12 protein-coding genes are annotated in these 17,748 nt (G+C 71.8%); 1 reads left to right on the top strand and 11 read right to left on the bottom strand.

The annotated features are described in order from the left end of the window. Positions 1–41: 41 nt before the first annotated feature. From ACZ6O5_RS24520 to ACZ6O5_RS24490, 7 genes are all read right to left on the bottom strand, one after another. Positions 42–161: a SapB/AmfS family lanthipeptide gene (locus tag ACZ6O5_RS24520; protein ID WP_269692070.1), complete on the bottom strand. Its 120-nt coding sequence runs from the start codon at positions 159–161 to the stop codon at positions 42–44. Between the two features lie 41 nt (positions 162–202). Then, positions 203–322 (bottom strand): SapB/AmfS family lanthipeptide, encoded by a 120-nt coding sequence (locus tag ACZ6O5_RS24515; protein WP_465980120.1) that lies wholly within the window; start codon positions 320–322, stop codon positions 203–205. A gap of 75 nt (positions 323–397) precedes the next feature. Beyond that, positions 398–2,947: a class III lanthionine synthetase LanKC gene (gene lanKC / locus ACZ6O5_RS24510; RefSeq protein ID WP_465980119.1), complete on the bottom strand. Its 2,550-nt coding sequence runs from the start codon at positions 2,945–2,947 to the stop codon at positions 398–400. A gap of 227 nt (positions 2,948–3,174) precedes the next feature. Beyond that, positions 3,175–4,326, bottom strand: coding sequence for a helix-turn-helix domain-containing protein (locus tag ACZ6O5_RS24505; protein WP_465980118.1), 1,152 nt, complete (start codon positions 4,324–4,326; stop codon positions 3,175–3,177). Beyond that, positions 4,316–4,480: a hypothetical protein gene (locus ACZ6O5_RS24500; protein WP_465980117.1), complete on the bottom strand. Its 165-nt coding sequence runs from the start codon at positions 4,478–4,480 to the stop codon at positions 4,316–4,318. The genes ACZ6O5_RS24505 and ACZ6O5_RS24500 overlap by 11 nt, the downstream gene beginning before the upstream one ends. A gap of 135 nt (positions 4,481–4,615) precedes the next feature. Then, the gene (locus tag ACZ6O5_RS24495) at positions 4,616–5,764 is read right to left on the bottom strand and encodes a helix-turn-helix domain-containing protein (RefSeq protein WP_465980141.1); all 1,149 of its coding nucleotides are present in this window, start codon (positions 5,762–5,764) and stop codon (positions 4,616–4,618) included. 126 nt (positions 5,765–5,890) lie between these two features. Continuing rightward, entirely contained in the window at positions 5,891–6,151 is a 261-nt protein-coding gene (locus ACZ6O5_RS24490; RefSeq protein WP_465980116.1) for a hypothetical protein, read from the bottom strand. A 553-nt stretch (positions 6,152–6,704) separates the two neighbouring features. On the opposite strand from ACZ6O5_RS24490, the gene ACZ6O5_RS24485 reads away from it, so the two are divergent. After that, on the top strand, positions 6,705–7,040 hold the full coding sequence (locus ACZ6O5_RS24485; protein WP_465980115.1) for a hypothetical protein: 336 nt from the start codon (positions 6,705–6,707) through the stop codon (positions 7,038–7,040). An 83-nt stretch (positions 7,041–7,123) separates the two neighbouring features. On the opposite strand, the gene ACZ6O5_RS24480 is transcribed toward ACZ6O5_RS24485, so the two are convergent. The 4 genes from ACZ6O5_RS24480 to ACZ6O5_RS24465 form a co-directional block, all read right to left on the bottom strand. Beyond that, positions 7,124–8,539, bottom strand: a complete 1,416-nt coding sequence (locus tag ACZ6O5_RS24480; protein ID WP_465980114.1) for a CBM96 family carbohydrate-binding protein — start codon at positions 8,537–8,539, stop codon at positions 7,124–7,126. Positions 8,540–8,678: 139 nt separating this feature from the next. Beyond that, a complete protein-coding gene (locus ACZ6O5_RS24475; RefSeq protein ID WP_465980113.1) occupies positions 8,679–12,965 on the bottom strand; it encodes a discoidin domain-containing protein in 4,287 nt (1,428 codons plus the stop codon). A gap of 98 nt (positions 12,966–13,063) precedes the next feature. Continuing rightward, positions 13,064–15,964, bottom strand: coding sequence for a galactose-binding domain-containing protein (locus ACZ6O5_RS24470; protein ID WP_465980112.1), 2,901 nt, complete (start codon positions 15,962–15,964; stop codon positions 13,064–13,066). Positions 15,965–16,121: 157 nt separating this feature from the next. Beyond that, complete coding sequence (locus ACZ6O5_RS24465) at positions 16,122–17,747, bottom strand: glycoside hydrolase family 13 protein (protein ID WP_465980140.1); 1,626 nt, start codon at positions 17,745–17,747, stop codon at positions 16,122–16,124. Between the last annotated feature and the right edge of the window lies 1 nt (position 17,748).

The following is a 17,748-nucleotide window of genomic DNA, read 5'->3' as shown; positions in this document are numbered from 1 at the left end:
GTCGGTTCCTCTTTCTCTCGTGACGTCGATGATCGGATGGGTCAGTTGCAGGTGGTGACGCTCAGCGAGCTGTCGCCGCAGAGCAGCAGGCTGGCCTGGCTGCCGCCACCGGTACGCTCGGCGGCCGGCAGTTCCATACCCTGGAGGTCGAGCAGAGCCATGTCGGTTCCTCTTTCTCTCGTGACGTCGATGATCGGATGGGTCAGTTGCAGGTGGTGACGCTCAGCGAGCTGTCGCCGCAGAGCAGCAGGCTGGCGTTGCTGCCACCGCCGGTACGCTCGGCGGCCGGCAGCTCCATCCCCTGGAGGTCGAGCAGAGCCATGTCAATTCACCTCATTCCACGTCTCGGGTGGTGGCTTCGGGTCACCCCGGGGGAACCGGGGGGTTCGGTGGCCGTTCAGTCCGCGCCCGCGACGCGCGTCGCGCCGGGCAGCGGGGTCAGGAACGGCAGGTGGAGCGCGTCGTCCGGCCGGGTGGCGGTGAGCGCGGCGAGCACGCCGGCGGTGCCGGTGGCCAGGTCCATGGAGAGTCGCAGCAGTTGGTCGCCGGGGAACGCGGTCCGGTCCCGGTACGGCAGCGCGTGCCAGCCGAGCAGCCGGGCCTGCTCCCGGGCCGCGTCCCGCTCCCCCCGCTCGGCGAGGTACGCGACGATCCCGGCGCGGCCGGCGAAGAGCCCGGACTGCGCGTAGAACGGGAAGTCGGCGCAGCGGCGGATCGCGGTGGCCTGGTCGCGCAGCTCGTCGTCGGGCCGGTGCCGCAGATAGTTGTCGAGCACCAGTCCGATGCCGACACTGCCCTCGGCCAGGTAGGGCATGGTCCGCCAGCCCTCGTTGACCTCCAGGTGCCCGGCGTCGCGGCGGACGCAGCGGCGCAGGTCCTGACGCAGCGCGGTGCGCGCGTGGTCGAGCAGTTCGGCGTCGCCGTGCCGCTCGTACATCCGCAGCAGCATCAGCGCCACGCCGGCCCCGCCCCGGGCCAGCCCGGCGTACGGGTGCCGCCCGCCGCTGATCTCGGCGACCGAGTCGACATCGCCGAGCCGGCCGACCACCACGTCGACGGCCTGCCGGGCCGCGTCGGCGTAACGCCGCTCGCCGGTGAGCGCGCCGAAGTGGGCGAGGTTGAGCGCGATGCCGGACAGCCCGCCGGTCAGGTCGTCGCGCAGTTCGGTCCAGGGCTGGTCGAGGCAGAGGTCGAGCAGGCGCAGCGCCTCGTCCCGGTGACCGAGCAGGTCCAGCACGTACGCGATGCCGTGCAGCCCGTCGTAGAAGCCGAGCCGGCTGCCGGAGGCGGGTTGGCGGACCCCGTCGATCAGCCACCGCTCGTGCGCCGGGTCGGTGCCGGCGCCGCTGACGTGCAGCGCCCAGAGCACCCCGGCCGCGCCGTACGCGAGGTTGAGGCCGCCGTCGGCGCCGGCGAACTGGCGGATGTCGCCGGGGAAGAGCCGGTCGTCGCGCTCCGGGGTGGCGCTGGCGGTGATCGCCTCGGCGAGCCGGTCGCGCAGGCCCGGCCAGTCGTCCGGGTCGATCGTGACCGCGCGTCGCAGGTCCGCCGGTCGGCCGCCCCCGATCACCTCGACCGACTCGTCCAGCAGCTCGCGCGGCACCGGGAAGTTCTCGGCGACCACGTCGGCCAGGTGCGCCGCCTTGGCCGGAGCCAGCCGCAGCATCGCGGTCAGCGGCAGGAACAGGGCGAGCCGCAGGCAGGCCAGCGCGTACCTGTCGACGTCGACGCCGGTGCGGTCGCGGGGCGCGGCGAACGCCTGGTTGCGCAGCGCGGGCCGGGTCGCCTCGGCGACGTCGGTGGCGACCTCGAAGTCGATGAGCGTCACCGCGCCGTCGTCGCCGACCATGATGTTGAACATGTGCAGGTCGCCGTAGACGACGCCGTGCGCGTGGATGGCGGCGACCGCCTCGGTGACCTGCCGGTGCACGTCGAGCGCCCAGCGGGTGTAGTCGGCCCGGTCGGCGTCGAGGTGCACCAGCGGGTACCGCTCGACCACCACCTGGTTGAGCGGCCGACCCTCGACGAAGGCCAGGGCGAGGAACTCGTGCCCGCCGAACTCGAACTCGTCGTGCACCCGGACCAGGTGCGGCACGTCGGCCAGCCGGCGCAGCGTCTGCGCCTCGCGGCGCAGCCGGGTGACCGCGTCGGTGCCGGTGGCGTCCAGTCCGGCGTGCGGCCGGGCCTCCTTGAGCACCACCCGCTGGTCGGTCCGCGTGTCGCGGGCCTCGTAGAGGCCGCCGCCGTTCGAGAAGTGGATCACCTTCTCGATCCGGTACGGCAGGTCGGTGGTGCTTGCCGCGTTCCGGGTGGCCAGGTGCGGGGCGAGGAAGTCGGGCAGCGTCACCCACTCCGGCACGTGGAAGACCGGGTCCCGCCGGTCCGGCACCAGCGTGCCGTCCGGGGTCTCGATCGCCGGCACGGTCTGCCCGTCGTCGGAGACGCAGTAGCGGGCCGCGAAGCCGCCGTAGCGCAGGTGCACCGGGCCGTCGCCGTAGCGCAGGTCACTGAGGATGTACGGCCCGGTCTCGCCGTCGAGCAGGTCGGCGAGTTCCTTGGCGGTCAGCTCCAGCTCGGCGTCGTCACGCGGGTAGACGGTGACGAACTTCCCGCTGGCGCCGCGCCGGGCGTACTTGCTGTTGCGCATGAGCAGCAGCCGAGGGCCGCGCAGGTGCTTGAACGCGATGCCACGGGGCCGGCAGTAGTCCGCCACCCGGGCCAGCACGCGCTCCGCGTTGTCGAGCCGCGCCGACACGTGGATCTTCCAGCCCTGCGCGGGGAGGGTCCCGCCGACCGGGCCGTGGATCAGCCAGTCGTCCTTGACCTCGCACTCCCAGCCGTCCGGCACCGGGCCGGTCGGGTAGGCGTCCGCGTCGGCCGTGGTGCCGGCCAGCGAGTCGTAGAAGAGCGGATCGACCGCGCAGTACGAGTCGTACCGTTCGTCCATTTCGGTTGCCTCCACCGGCTGATCGGTTGACGTCAATCCTGCGGATGGCGGAGGCGCAGGCCCAGTGCGACAAGTCACGACCGACCGATGAGTTTCACCCTCCGAAGTCGTGACAACAGCGGAGTTTGAACTCACGAATACCGCGTGACCAGTCCCGGAGCGCGCCCGCGCCGCCCCGTTCTCGTCGATCTTGGACTTGTGGTGCCACGGTATGCCGGTTTCGCTCCTTATCGGAGGTGCCACAACTCCAAGATCGGCGCTTCGGTCGAGAGCTGGGCGGTCAGGGCGCGTGCGGTGGGGCGGTGGCGGACCTCGGCGGGCGCGAGACGCTCCGCCCGGGCCAGGGCCTTCGCCGCGCGCTCGGCGTCACCCACCATGAGGTACGCCCGCGCGGCGTCCACCAGATGCGCGGCGCGATGCTCCAGCGGCAGCCACCGCCACCCGTCCCCCGCGATCGCCGCCTCGTGCCGGGCCACCGCCTCCGCACCGTCGCCCCGTTCCACGGCGGCGACCACCCGCGCCACGTCCACCGCCGCCGGCCCGAACGCGGTCCGACAATGGTCGTGCCCGTCGCCCACCCGGACGGCCATCTCCGCCGCCTCGTCCAACAGCTCACCGGCGGCACGCCCGTCGCCGGCCCGCGCCGCCGTCAACGCCGCCTGCGCCAGCAGCGTCCCGCACAGCGACAGCTCCTGCGGCGTACCCGAATCGCTGTCGCGCGGCGCGACCCGGTACGCGGCGGCCAACAGCACCGACCGGGCCCGCGCCGACGCCCGTAGCACCGGCCCGAGCTGCACCGCCGCGCAGGCCGACAGGACCCGGTCCCCCGCCGCTGCCGTCATCGCCCGGTCGGCGGCCAGCCAGGCGAGACTCACCTCGTCCAGCTTGGTCAGCAACGCCGCCGCGACCCGGTACGCGTCCACCACCACCGCCCGGCCCGCCTGTGGATCCCGCGCCTGCCCGCGTTGGACGTCGGTCAGCAACGCCGGAAGCTGCTCCATGAGCTGCGGATAGCGGGCGTGCCGGTAGGTGTCCCAGGCGTGCGCCACGGCCCGACCCCACCGGTCCGGCGGCGTGCCCCGGCCGGCCGTCATCCCGTACGTGGACAGGGCCGCCCGGATGCGCGCCACGCCCTCGTCGCGCTCGGCCACCTCGGCGGGGCGGGCATCGTCGCCGAGCAGCGTCGCGGCATCGACCCGCAGCACCGCCGCGATCTCCCGGATCGTCGACACCCGCTCGAGGGACCGGACGCCGCGCTCCACCTTGTCCACCCAGCTCTTCGACTTGCCCAGCCGATCGGCGAACGTCTGCTGCGACAGCTTGCGGCGCACCCGCAGGTAGGCGACGCGTCGACCGATCGGCACCCGCTCACCGGTCACGACGCCACCGCCGGTCCGGCACCGCCCGAGTGGTGTCGTCGACAGGTGTTCGGTCCGCCTCGGCCTGCGCGATGATCCGCTGTCGAGCCGCCTCCTGCTCGGCGGCCTCCGCCTGCTCGCCTCGGTTGTCTCCCTGGTCACGCCGGTTGCCCATCGATGGTCCCTTCGACGAAGGCACGGCGATGGGCTCGCCACCGTCGCGCCGGAAGGAGACGCGATCGGATCACCGCATCCCTGTGATCGGGACGCTACGCAATGTGTGCGGATCGACTGGAACGCCTACGCACCACTACTGCGTCGTGAGGCTCATTCGTTCACAGAGGCCCCGCAGTTCCGGTGACACCGATCCCCTGCGCAGCATCGACCGCGCCGTTTCGCGGGCCGCGACCGACGAGCGGGCGTGCTGTGGGCCGATACGCTCGGCCGCGAGCAGCATCCGCACCGCCTCGCGGTCCCGGCCGACCGCCTCGGCGGCGCGTCCCATGTCGAGCCAGAAGTACACCTGCCGCACTGCCGGCAGGCCGGTCAGGTCCACTCCGGCCGCCGCCGCCATGGCCGCCTCCGGCCGCCCCGTGTCGAGCAGGAACGCCATCCGCCACAGCGCCACGTTCCGCGGCCCCCAGGCGAGATCCCAACTCTCCGTCTCTCCGGTGTGCGCGGCGATCAACGCCGCCTCGGCGAGATGCTCCTCCGCGCCGACAAGGTCACGAAGGCCGGCGAGGTGCAGCGCCCGCGCCAGGTGCAGAAACCCCAGCACGTCCAACGCTCCCTGCGCCGCGCTGCCCGCGAGGTCGGCCGCCGCCGCGTCGCACCACGCCCGTGCCGGCCGGTACGCCCCCGAGTGGGCGGACACCCGCGCCCGGTTGGCCGCCGCCACGCCGACAGCGACAGGGGCGTCGAGCAGCCCGGCCGCCTCGGCGCAGCGCTCCGCCGCCAGCCAGGCATGGGCCGGGTAGCTCACGTTCAGGAGCGAGCCCATCGCGACGCCGTACACCGGCACCATCTCCGCCAAGGCGGCCCGGCGGTCGGTCAGGCCGTGCATCGCCGGCACCAGATCGACGAGCCGCCGCAGCGCGCCCGCGTAGTCACACCGCCCGTACAGGTCCCGCACCAGAGTCGCCTCACGGTGCACCTGCTCGACCGTGGCAGCCGCACCGGATCGCGCGTCCATGGGCGAGTCCATCATGGCCCGCCAGACCCGTTCGGCGTCGATGCGGGCGGCGTCGAGCTGCCGATCCGCCGGTGTGTACGCCTGCCCGGTCAGGTCGACCACCGAACACTCAAGCGCGGCGGCCAAGTCCACGATCATGTACCGGTCGGTGCGCTGTTGACCGCGCTCGATCCGCGACCAGGATGTGTGCGAGATGCCGGCGCGGCTGGCCGCGTACCGGATGCTCCACCCGCGCAGCTCGCGGCGGGCGCGGATGCGGTCACCGATCGACGGATCGGCGGGGACCGGACGGCGAGGCATCAGCGGCGCTCCGATACGACAGGAGGAGCCTGCTCGAACACGCTGCGGCAGGTTGTCATAGCGAACGGTACACGCATGGGGTCCGCTCCCTCGCTAGGCTCCGGCGGAGGTGTCCGAGCCGTACGCGGCGTCGTACATCGTTCCCCTGTCACCACCGCCGCCGCCGCGGATCGTGCCTCTGCCGGAACGCCGACGCCGGTTGTCCATCTCGGCCATTGCCCGCCGCGCCCGTGCCGCAACCGCGTCCCGCCCCGGCTCGGCATCGACCATCCGACGTCGGCGCCTCAGAAGGACGACGGCTGACGTGGCGACGAGCGGCAGTGATGTGCCACAGGCGATCCAGAACCAGGTCATGGTGATCAACCTTCCGGCGGTGTGTCAGCTTGGGATTGCCGCATCGCGAGGTACGCCGCAGGATAGGGCGGGTCTCTCGCGCACTCCCGAATTATCCGTCAGCCCGGACAATTGCCGTCAGGCTGCCGCACGCTGATTCAACTGACACCATGAGACCAAAAATCGCTCCTTAAAAGAGCGGTCCCGCTCGGCTGAACAACGGCCGACAACATTATTCAGCGGATTTCTGACGCAGCCGTACCGATCAGCATCTATTGCTTTTTCGAGAAAGGCGGCGATAGCCTACGTCTCCGATCACGCGCCGCGGGGGTTGATTTTTCTCGGGCGTCCACTGACAGGAGACAACGTGCTCAGACGCTTTGCAACCGCCGGAATCGCCCTGTTGGCCTGCCTCGCGGCCACCGGCGCGGTGACAATGCCGGCGCACGCCTCGGAACCCGACTGTTCTCTCAATTGTGACGGCGGGGGCGGGGATGGGGGCGGTGGTGGGACCGGCGACCCCGGCACGCCACCTCCGTCAACGCCGGCGTACAACCTCCAGGGTGTCATCCAGTTGGAGAGCGTCGGCCATGAGGGAGCCTGGCCGTTCCGCGTCGGCGGCATCAAGGTCCGTGGCTACTCGCGGCTCGCCACCTGGAGCAACGACCGGGTGGACGCCAACTACATCAACGTCCGGTGCTCGGCCACCGTGCTCAACTACTCCACCAACGACTACGACTCGGAAAACAACGGCGCGCTCGTCGACGTGACCTTCTGGTCGCCGACCGTCCCGGTCAGTGGCGTCCCCGCCCAGTCCCGGACGGTCACGGTCACCTGCACCCACCACGCCGAGAAGAACGGCGTCACCTACGACACCACCAGCGCCGCCCAGTTCGTCATCCCCGAGTGATTCGCCGGGGTGGCCCGGTCCGGGCCGGGCCACCCCGCCGTGCTCGCGCCCGAGCGGGCGCCGCGCCCTTCAGGCAGCCGGGTTCAGTGGCAGATGCCGCTGCCACCGTCGGTGAAGGTCTGCCCGGTCACCGGCAGGAAGCGCCAGTCGTATCCGCCCTCGTAGACAGTGAGTCTCAGGACGCCGTAGGTGGTGCCGTTGCGTACCTCGCTGTTGGGCACCACGGTGCCGAAGTTTGACTGGAGGGAACGACCGCCAGTGCCCACCACGAACTCGCGGATGCCTCGGACGGGGTCGGCGGTCCGGTCCGGGGACTGGGGGGCGAACCGTTCGTACTGGTGGGCGTGCCCGTTCAGCACGATCTCGGCGCCGGCGTCGTAGAGCGCCCGGAACAGCGGTAACACGTCGGGCGCCTGCCGTTCGCCGGAGCTGAACAGGGGGTGGTGCCAGTAGGCCAGGGTGCAGCGGCTGGGGTGGGCCGCGAGGTCGGCACGCAGCCACCGCTCCTGGGCCGAGCCCGCCTGGCAGCCACCCACCTTGGCGCAGTTGGAGTTCAGCACGACGATGTGCCAGTCGGAGGAGCCGGGTAGGTCGTACGAGTAGTAGCCGAGTCCGGCAGGCCCGGCCGCCGCCCCGAAGTAGGCGAAGTAGGGGGCGGCGTTGGCGGTGAGGTACTCGTGGTTGCCGACCGCGGGACGGGTGCGGGCCTTGTGTCGCCCCCAGGTCGGCTGGTAGCAGTTGGCGAACTCGGCGGTGGTGCCGGACTCGTAGACGGAGTCGCCGAGCGTCGCCACGGTGCCCGGCTGGCTGTCCAGGATCCGCGCGGTCTCCTCGTCCCGGTCGGTGGCGCAGCTCGCGATGTCCCCGGCGGCCAGCAGGATGTTGTCGGGGCTGGGGGGCACGCCGGTGTCGACGGCGAGACGAGGCCAGTTCTCGGCGCCCTCCCGGGCGTCGTAGTAGGCACCGTCCGGGTCGGTGGAGGAGATGGCGAAGCTGACCACCATGTTGCCTGTCACCGCGGCGGTCACGTCGGCCTGGTACCAGCGATCGGGCTTGACTATGCCGAACTTCGACAACGGCCCACCGATCGTGGCCGGACGGTTGGCGTAGGTCAACGTCGTCTCGACCCAGTTCGCGCCGGTGCGCTCGATCGTGCCACCGGTGAGGCTGCCCGAGTTGCTCGCGCTGTTGGTGTGCATCTGCAGCCGGGCGTGCACCACGGGTCCGGTCAGGCCGGTGACCGTGAAGCTCACGTACGAGATCCGGGTCGAACCCGCGGCCACCGCCAGCTTCGGCGACGTGTCGTAGTTGGTGGTGGGCGCGGCGGCGTTGACGTAGCTGTCGTTGGTGGCGGCGAAGACATAGGTCGTGATGGCGGCCTCGGCGGGCGAACCGATGGTCAGTGCGGCACCGACCATGACCGCGCTGAGGATCGCGGCGAGCAGGGCGCGGGTGGTCCCGGAGGTCCGGGACGGAACGAGCCGGGTACGCAGTCGCATCCGTGGAGTACACCCGGACCGCCGTGAGCGGGCCGTCACCACGTCGACCGGCCCCGGTGACGCTCGAGTGAGTCCCGCTGGGCGTGTGAGAAGGGGCCCCTTCTCTACCGGAGGCGTTAAGAAGGGGCCCCGCCTTACATCAGTTGCGGGTGATGGTGAACGTGCTGGTCGTGTTCTTGATGTCCTGGTAGTTGTCGGTCAGGCGGAGGTTGGTGAAGGTGGCCGAGCCGACGGCCGGGCCCTGCCCCGCCTCGGGCATCTCGTTGACCCAGATGCCGAAGCCGGACTTCGCGTCGAACGCGTCACCGCTGCGCCGCGCCCCGGAGATGGAGACGTTGGTGAGCACCGTGTCGGTGATCGGGTTCTCCGGCTGGCTGCCGGTGTACTTGGTCTGGAACATGATCCCCGAGTACGTCGGGTCCACGATGTCCACGTCGCTCACCCGGATGCCCCGGAACTCCTTGGACGCGGAGAACAGCCACATCGCCGGGAACGTCTGCGCGCCCCAGAAGTGGCCGCCGGAGCGGATCAGCGAGATGTTCTCGAACCGGGTGGGCGGGCTGGCGCCGAACCCGACGAACGGGTAGCCGAAGTCCAGCGAGCTGATGGTGATGCCCGAGTACGTCAACTGGTCGGCGATGTAGAGGTTGCGGAAGATGTTGTCGTAGCCGCCGTACACGGCGAGGCCGGCGGCCCGCCAGGTCAGCGTGGCGGTCAGGTTCTCGAACACGTTGCCGTGGTTGCCGCCGGAGGCACCGGCGTCGGTGGCGGAGAACAACGCGAACGCGTCGTCACCGTTGGAGCGGCCCTCGGTGTTGGTGACCAACGCGTTCGTACTGCCGTTTGTCATGTTCACCCCGTCGGCGAACGTGTCGCGGAACCGGCTGTCCCGGATGGTCAGCCCGTCCACGCTCACCCCCCAGTACGCGCAGACGGTGTGCTCCACCCAGACGCTGTCCAGGGTGAGGTTGTCGACGTCCTTCAGCTCGCCCCACACCTTGCCGGGTCCGTCGATCCGGTTGGTGTAGTTGCCGAAGAACGCCAGGTGGGCGAAGGTCGACCCGCTGGCCGAGGACTCGACCCGGAACCCGGCGTCGGTGTTCTGCTGGTTCGTCGGGGTCTGGAAGCGGGTGTACCACATGCCCGCGCCGACGACCTTCACCGCCTTGCCGTACACCTGGAGCTTCTGCGCCGTCTCGTAGGTGCCGGCGGGCAGGTAGACGCCGACAAGCGTGCCGGTGGTGTCCATCCGCACCGCGTCCAGCGCGTTCTGCACGTCCTGGTGGCTGAAGCCGGTGGGCACCTTGTACCGGGTCGGGTCCGGGTTGGCGCGCGGCGACACCAGTTCGGTGTTGACGAAGTCGATCGCGTACGTGGTGCTGTTCGCCGGGTCCTTCTGGAGCCGGATCCGGCTGCCCGCCGGGACGGTGGAGTTCAGCAGCACGTTCGCCTCGTCGTACAGGTGCCGGGGCGCGCCCGCGCTCGGCGAGTCACTCGGGCCGGCCTCGGCACCGTAGAGCCAACTGTGCTTCGAGGTGAGGCTGATCGGCTTGTGCAGCACCCCGTTGACGTAGACGTTGAGCGTCGAGTCGATGCCGCCGCCGCCGGACGCGTCCGGGATGGAGAAGCGGGTGACCAGGGCGTTGGTGGCCGACTTGGTGGTCCACTCGACGTACGCGCCGGTGGTGTTCAGCGTGACCGCCCGACGGCCGGACGCCTCACCGGCGAGGTCGCCGATGGTCCGGTTCGGCCCGACCACCTGCGCGCCGCCGCCGACGGAGCCGTCCTCGGCCTCGTACATGTCGTACGCCAGGTTCGCGCCCCGGCCGACGAACAGCGCCCGGTCACTTGTGTTGTTCTGCCGCTTCACCGGCAACTCGTTGGTGTCGTCGGCGAGCACCACCCGGACCGTGTAGCGGCCGTTGGCGGCGGTCCAGGTGCCGAGCGACACCGGGCCGGCGGTGGCCCCGGCGGCGATCGTGCCGGAGTACGAGCCGGTCAGCGTACGGACCACGGAACCGGAGTCGTTGAGCACGGTGAGCGTGATGCCGTGCGCGCCGCTCGCCGACGCGATCGTGCCCTGGTTGCGCAGCGTCACCGCGAAGCTGACCGTGGCGCCGGCGGCCGGCGTACCGGGCGACCAGGTCACCGCGGACGCGACCAGGTCGGAGCTGGCCACCGGGCTGACCGTCAACGCGGTCGGGCTGGTGTAGGAGTTGTTCGCCTCGTTCTGCTCGATCACCGTGTTCGACTCGTCGACCTTGGCGGTGAGCTGGTAGCTGCCGGCGTCGCGCGCGCCGATGCTCGCCGAGACGGTGGTGGACGCGCCGGCCGCGAGCGCGCCGACGGCGGCGGTGCCGACCTTCGTCGTACCCAGGTAGAGGTTGACGTTCGTGGCGGCGGACGCGGCGGTGCCGGCGTTGCGCACGGTGGCGGACAGCGTGATCGCGTCGGTCTCGACCGGCGCGGTGGGCGAGGCGGTCAGGGCGGTGACCGTGAGGTCCGGGTTGGCCGCCGGCACGCCGATGACCTGGAACTCCGCGACCTGGCCGTTGGACGAGCCGGAGTTCGCGGTGAACTGCAACCGGACGTCCGCGGCGGTCGCCGAGACCGGGACGGTCACCGTGTTGCTGGTGTTCGGGTTGAAGGAGTACGTCGCGGAGCCGACCAGGCTGGTGAACCCGGACGCGGACTGCTCCCGCCCGAGCACCTGGAACGTCTGGGTACGCGCGCCCCACGCCGGATCCGGGTTGAGCTTCACCACCACCGCGCTGATGCTCGCGTTCGCGCCCAGCGCCACGGTCAGCGTGCTCGGGTACGCGCCCGGCGCGCCCTCCCAGTAGGTGGTGACGTCGTTGTCGACCGCGTTGGCGGCGTTGAACACGTGCACCACGGAGGAGGCGGTGGCCGGCTTGCCGACGGCCAGGTTGGTGCCGCCGGCGGTGCTGCCGGTGCGGGTGACCGTGTTGCTGTTGGCGGACACGTTGCCGGCGGCGTCGCGGGCCCGCACCTGGTAGGAGACGGTGGCGCTGTCCGGCTGGCTGTCGGTGTACGTCAGCGTGGAGCCGCCGACGGTGGTCCGCAGCGTGCCGTTGGCCCACACCTCGTAGCCGGTGACGCCGACGTTGTCGGTGGACGCGGTCCAGGTCAACCGGATCTGGCCGCTCGCCGGCTGGGTGTAGGCGAGGCCGCCGGGCGCGGTCGGCGCGGTGGTGTCCCCGGTGTTGCCGGTGCGGGTCACCGTGTTGCTGTTGGCGGACACGTTGCCGGCGGCGTCGCGGGCCCGCACGTAGTACGACACGGTGCTGCCGGCGGGCTGGGTGTCGGTGTAGGTCAGCGTGGTGCCGCCGACGCTGGTGCGCAGCACGCCGTTGGCGTAGATGTCGTAACCGGTGACGCCGACGTTGTCGGTGGACGCGGTCCAGGTCAACCGGACCTGGTCGGTGGCCGGCTCGGTGAACGCCAGGCTGCCGGGCGCGCTGGGCGCCTGGGTGTCTCCGGTCGCCGCGCCGTAGATCTCCAGCTCGGAGAGCTGCCCGGCGGGCCAGGCGCTGTTCGCGGTGAACAGCAGCCGCAGGTAGCGGGTGGACGCGGTGGGCACCGTGACGGTGACTGTGTTGCCGCCGGCCGGGTCGAACGCGTACGACGCGGACGCGACGAGCGTGCCGAACGTGGAGCCGTTGGTGCTGCCCTGCACGGTCAGCGTCTGGTTGCGCGCGCCCCAGCCGCTGGGCAGCCGCAGCACCAGCCGGTTGACGCTGGTGGTGGCGCCCAGGTCGGCCTGGATCCACTGCGGGAACGCGTTGTTCGGGCTCTCCCAGTAGGTGCCCGCGTTACCGTCGTTGGCGTTGCCGGCCCCGTACACGTCGGAGTGGCCGCTCTCGGCCATCGTCTTGCCGAGCGCCAGGTTGGTCGAGGAACTGGCGGTGCCGTAGACCTCCAGCTCGGCGAGTTGGGCGGCGGCCCAGCCGGTGTTCGCGGTGACGACGACGCGCAGGTAGCGGGCGTTGGTGGCGCTGAAGCCGAGCGACACCGCGTTACCGGCGGCCGGGCTGAACGAGCGGGCGGCGGACGCGACGACCGTGGTGAAGCCGCTGCCGTCGGCGCTGGCCTGCACGGACAGCGTCTGGTTGCGGGCCTCCCAGGCGGCGGGAAGCTTGAGCACCACCTGGTCGACGGCGCGGCTGGTGCCGAGGTCGACCTGGGCCCACTGGGGCAGCGCGCCGCTGCTCTCCCAGTAGCTGCCCTGGTTGCCGTCGGTGAGGTTGGCGGTCACGAACGAGCCGTTGACGCTGCTGGCGGTGGCGGGCCGGCCGGCGGCGAGGTTCGGGCCGCCGGCGGCCAGGGCCGGTGGGGCCGGCGCCGCGGTGACGGCCAGGCCGACCGCGGCGAGCACCGCGACCATTCTGGTACGGAGTCTGGACATGGTGAACGGACACCTTCTTCCCGGGGGAGGTGGAGAGGCGTTGACGGGGTGGGGGATGTGGTGCGGCGGGGACCCGGGCGGGTCCCCGCCGCGCCGGGTCAGGAGGCGTAGACCTCGAACTCGGAGAGCTGGCCGGCCGGCCAGCCGGTGTTGCCGGTGAACGTCAGCCGCACGAAGCGGCGGTCACCGGAGGGCAGCGCGATCGACACGCTGTTGCCGGACGCCGGGTCGAACGTGTAACCGGCCGCCGACTTGAGCGTGGTGAACGACGAGCCGTCGGTGGAGCCGAGCACGGCCACCGTCTGGGTCCGGGTCTGCCAGGCCGCCGACGGCGGCAGCTTGAGCACCACCCGGGCCACCGGCCGGGCGCTGCCCAGGTCGACGGTCACCGACTGCGGGAAGGCGCTGTTGGCGCTCTCCCAGTAGGTGTTGGCGTTGCCGTCGACCGTGTTGCCGGCGCCGTAGACGTCGGCGTGGCTGGTCTCCGCGACCGGCCGGCCGGCGGCCAGGTTGCCGGTCGGCGGCGCGGTGGTCGGCGGCGGGGTCGACGGCGGCGGGGTGGTGGTGGGCGGCGGGGTGGTCGTGCCGCCGCCGTACACCTCCAACTCGGAGAGCTGGGCCGCCGGCCAGCCGGTGTTGCCGGTGACGGTGACCCGGATGTACCGGCGGGCGCCGGACGGCAGCGCGATCGAGACGCTGTTGCCGGCCGCCGGGTCGAACACCCGGCCCGCCGACGAGGCGAGCGTGCTGAACGAGGAGCCGTCGGTGGAGCCGAGCACGGACAGCGTCTCGGTACGGCGTTCCCAGCCGGCCGGGAGCTTGAGCACCACCCGGTCGACCGTGCGGGACGCGCCGAGGTCGACGGTCACCGACTGCGGGAACGCGTTGTTGGCGCTCTCCCAGTAGCTGCCCGCGTTGCCGTCGACCGCGTTGCCGGCCGCGTACGTCTGGTTGACGCTGGTGGCGGTCGCCGGCCGGCCCAGGGCCAGGTTCCCGCCGGTTGGCGGCGGGGTGGTCGGCGGCGCGGTGGTCGGCGGGGCCGTGGTCGGCGGGGCCGTGGTCGGCGGCGCGGTGGTCGGGGGCACGCTGGTGGGCGGCGGGCTGGACGGGCCGTTGCCCCACTGCGGCTGCGGCCACGGCCCGCAGTACGGGGTGGCCGTGTACCAGCCGGAGTTGCCGCTGCCCTGGGTGATCTGGAAACCGCTGCCCACGCAGTTGTGCATCGGGTTGGCCTGGGCGATGTTGGTGGCCCGCACGTTCGTGAAGCTGACCTGGCTGGGCGCCTGCACCTGGAGCGCGTACGTGCCCGCGCCGTCGATCCGGACGTTGGTGAACGAGATGCCGCTGGTCTGCCCCTCGATCCAGTGCAGCGCCGCGTACGAGCTGTCGAGGATGTCGGTGTCGGTGACGTTGATGGCCGCGCCCTGGATCGGCTCGTTGAGCGCGGAGAACCAGATCGCCCCCACCCCGAACTGCCAGTTGTAGTCGGAGTTGCCGTTGCGGATCAGCGTGTTACGGGCGACCGTGATGGTGCCGGCCACCGCCGTCGACCCGGTCACCCCGGGATAGCGGTTCGCGACGTGGATGCCGCCACCGTTGGTCACCGAGTCGGCGGTCACGTTGTCGGCGATGGTGATGTTCCGCCCGCCGTACGTGACCAGGTGGTTCGCCAGGATCGTCACGCCGATGGTGTTGTGGGTGAACGAGTTGCCGACGTTCGGCACGCTCTGCGCCCACATGGCCAACGCGTCGTCGCCGGTGTTGCGGACGAACGTGTTGGTCACCGTGGAGTTGGTGACGCCCCAGTGGAAGTTCACCCCGTCCGCGGTCTGGTCCAGGATGCGGCTGTTGCGGATGGTGAAGTTGTCCATCGGCCCGTCCATCCAGGCGCCGACCTTGGTGTGCTGCAACCACAGGTTGTCCACCACCGAGTTCGACATCGCGCCGCCGAGCGCGTTGACCTGGTCGTCGTCGATCCGCTCGCGGATGTCGCCGATGATGGCGAAGTCGCGCAGCGTGACGTTGCGGCTCGGCCCGCCGGCCTCGTGCGAGCGGATCTCCCCGGAGTAGCCGCCGCCGGGCACGTACTTGCCATAGATGCCGGCGGCGCGCTTGCGGTCGGTGGGGTGCCGGCCGCCGAGCACCGAGTACCACGGCCCGGCGCCGCGCAGCGTCACGCCGTCGACCACCACGTGGTCCCAGAGCGTGAACGTGCCGGACGGGATCCACACCGCCTTCCCCTGCGCCTTGCCGGCGTCCACCGCGGCCTGGAACTTCGCGGTGGAGTCGCTGGCGCCGGTCGGGTCCGCGCCGAAGTCGGTGACCACGTCCAGTACGCCGGACGGCTTGCTGATGGGCGCGGCGACCAGCTCGAAGTCGGCCAGGTCGATGGTGAACGTGGGTGACTGCGCGGTCGAGGAGACCTGGATGCGGATCTTCGTGCCGGCCGGGTAGGTGGTGCCGAACATCGCCCGGGTCTCGTCGTAGAAGTGGTGCGGGTTGGTGTCGCCCGGGTTGTTGTTGAACGGGTAGCCGCCGTAGTACCAGCCGTACCGGGAGGTGACCGGTACGGCCTTGACCAGGGTGCCGTTCGCGCGCAGGTCGATGCTGGCGTCCCGGCCGGTGCCGGCGGCGTTGTCCGGCAGGCTGTAGCGGAACGTGACCGCGTTCGCGGGAGCGGCGAGCGTGAACTCGACGTACTCCCCGACCGCGTCGAGCGTGACCGCCTCCCGGCCGGACGCCTCGGACGGCAGCGTGCCGTAGCGTCGGTCCGGGCCGATCTTCGTGCCGTTGTGCGCGACCTGCTCCGCCTCCTGCTCCCGGAACGGGACGGTGGCGCCGCGGCCGGCGATGTCGAACGGGGACAGCCCGGCGGCCTGCGCCGGGGTGGCGGTGGAGGTCAACGCCACGACGGTGAGTGTCGAGGCGGCGAGCGCGGCGGCGGCCAGGGCCGCCAGCCCGGTGGTGCGGTGGCGGTGCGCGGTGCGGTGCTCGGCCATGCGGGGTGTGCTCCCTTTCGTCGGTGGCCAGGTCCCCCGTTGCGGCGGTGCGGTTCCTTCCTCCCCAGGTGTTCCTGCGGCAGCCGGGACGGGCCGCCGGTCGTGGTGCGGCGCGGTGACGCCGACGGCGGGACGGAGCCGCCGGCGCCACCGCGGTTCAGCGCGATCCGGTACGCAGCCAGACCGCGGTGTCCGGTGGCAGCCGGTCGTCGTCGAGTGGGCCGCTGGCCAGCAGCAGCCGGTCGTGCGCGGGCAGCGGCACGGCCTCGCGGCCGAGGTTGACCAGGCAGGCGAAGCCCGGTTCGCGGGCGAACGCGAGGACCCCGTCCGGCGCGGGCAGCCAGCGCAACGCGCCGTCGCCGAGCGCCGGTTCGGCCCGGCGCGCGGCCAGCGCCGCCCGGTACAGCTCCAGCATCGAGTGCGGGTCGCCGGTCTGGGCGCGGGCGGTACGGTCCTTCCAGTCCGCCGGCTGCGGCAGCCACGGCGCGGCGGTGGCCTCGTCGGGGCTGAACCCGAACGGCGGCGTGTCGCCCTGCCAGGGCAGCGGCACCCGGCAGCCGTCACGGCCCGGGTCGACCCGTCCGGAGCGTTCCCACATCGGGTCCTGCCGCAGCTCGTACGGGATGTCCTCGACCTCCCAGAGCCCCAGCTCCTCGCCCTGGTAGACGTAGGCGGCGCCGGGCAGCGCGAGACTGAGCAGCGCGGCGGCGCGGGCCCGGCGGGTGCCGAGTTCCAGGTCGGTGGGGATGCCCTCACGCTTGGCGGCGAAGCTGAACGTGGTGTCCGCCCGGCCGTAGCGGGTGACGTGCCGGGTGACGTCGTGGTTGGACAGCACCCAGGTGGCCGGCGCGCCGACCGGCGCGTGCGCGGCCAGCGTGCCGTCGATGCTGTCCCGCATCGCGGCGGCGTCCCAGGCGCAGCCGAGGAAGTCGAAGTTGAACGCGGTGTGTAGTTCGTCGGGACGCAGGTAGTTCGCGAACCGCTGCCGGTCCGGCAGCCACACCTCACCGACCAGCGCCCGCTCGCCCGGGTAGCTGTCGGCGATCCGCCGCCAGGCGCGGTAGACGTCGTGCACGCCGTCCTGGTCGCGGAACGGGTGCGGCCGGTCCGGGTGGACCTCGGGCAGCGTGCCGTCCTTGACCAGCAGGCCGGCCGAGTCGATGCGGATGCCGTCCACGCCCCGGTCGAACCAGAACCGCAGGACGTCCTCGAACTCGGCGCGCACCCGGGGGTGGTCCCAGTTGAAGTCCGGTTGCTGCGGCGCGAACAGGTGCAGGTACCAGTCGCCGGGCGAGCCGTCCGGGTCGGTGGTGCGGGTCCAGGTCGGGCCGCCGAACTCGCCGGTCCAGTCGGTCGGCGGCCGGGAGCCGTCCGGGCCCCGGCCGGCCCGGAACCAGAACAGGTCCCGTTCCGGCGCGTCCGGGCCGCCGGCCAGCGCCGCCTGGAACCACGGGTGCGCGTCCGAGCAGTGGTTCGGCACCACGTCGACGATGGTCCGGATGCCCCGCTCGTGCGCCTCGGTGATCAGCGCCTCGACCTCGCCGAGCGTGCCGAAGACCGGGTCGATGTCGCGGTAGTCGGCCACGTCGTAGCCGGCGTCGGCCATCGGTGACGGGTACCAGGGGCTGAACCAGATCGCGTCGATGCCGAGCGCGGCGAGGTGGTCCAGGCGGGACCGGATGCCGGCGACGTCACCGATCCCGTCGCCGTTGCCGTCGGCGAAGCTACGCGGATAGACCTGGTAGATCACCGCGGAGCGCCACCACGGGCTAGTGTCGACCATG

This window comes from Micromonospora sp. NPDC049201, from assembly GCF_055586805.1.
The sequence above is the reverse complement of the archived record's forward strand: the minus strand, read 5'-3'. Positions and strand labels throughout refer to the sequence as shown.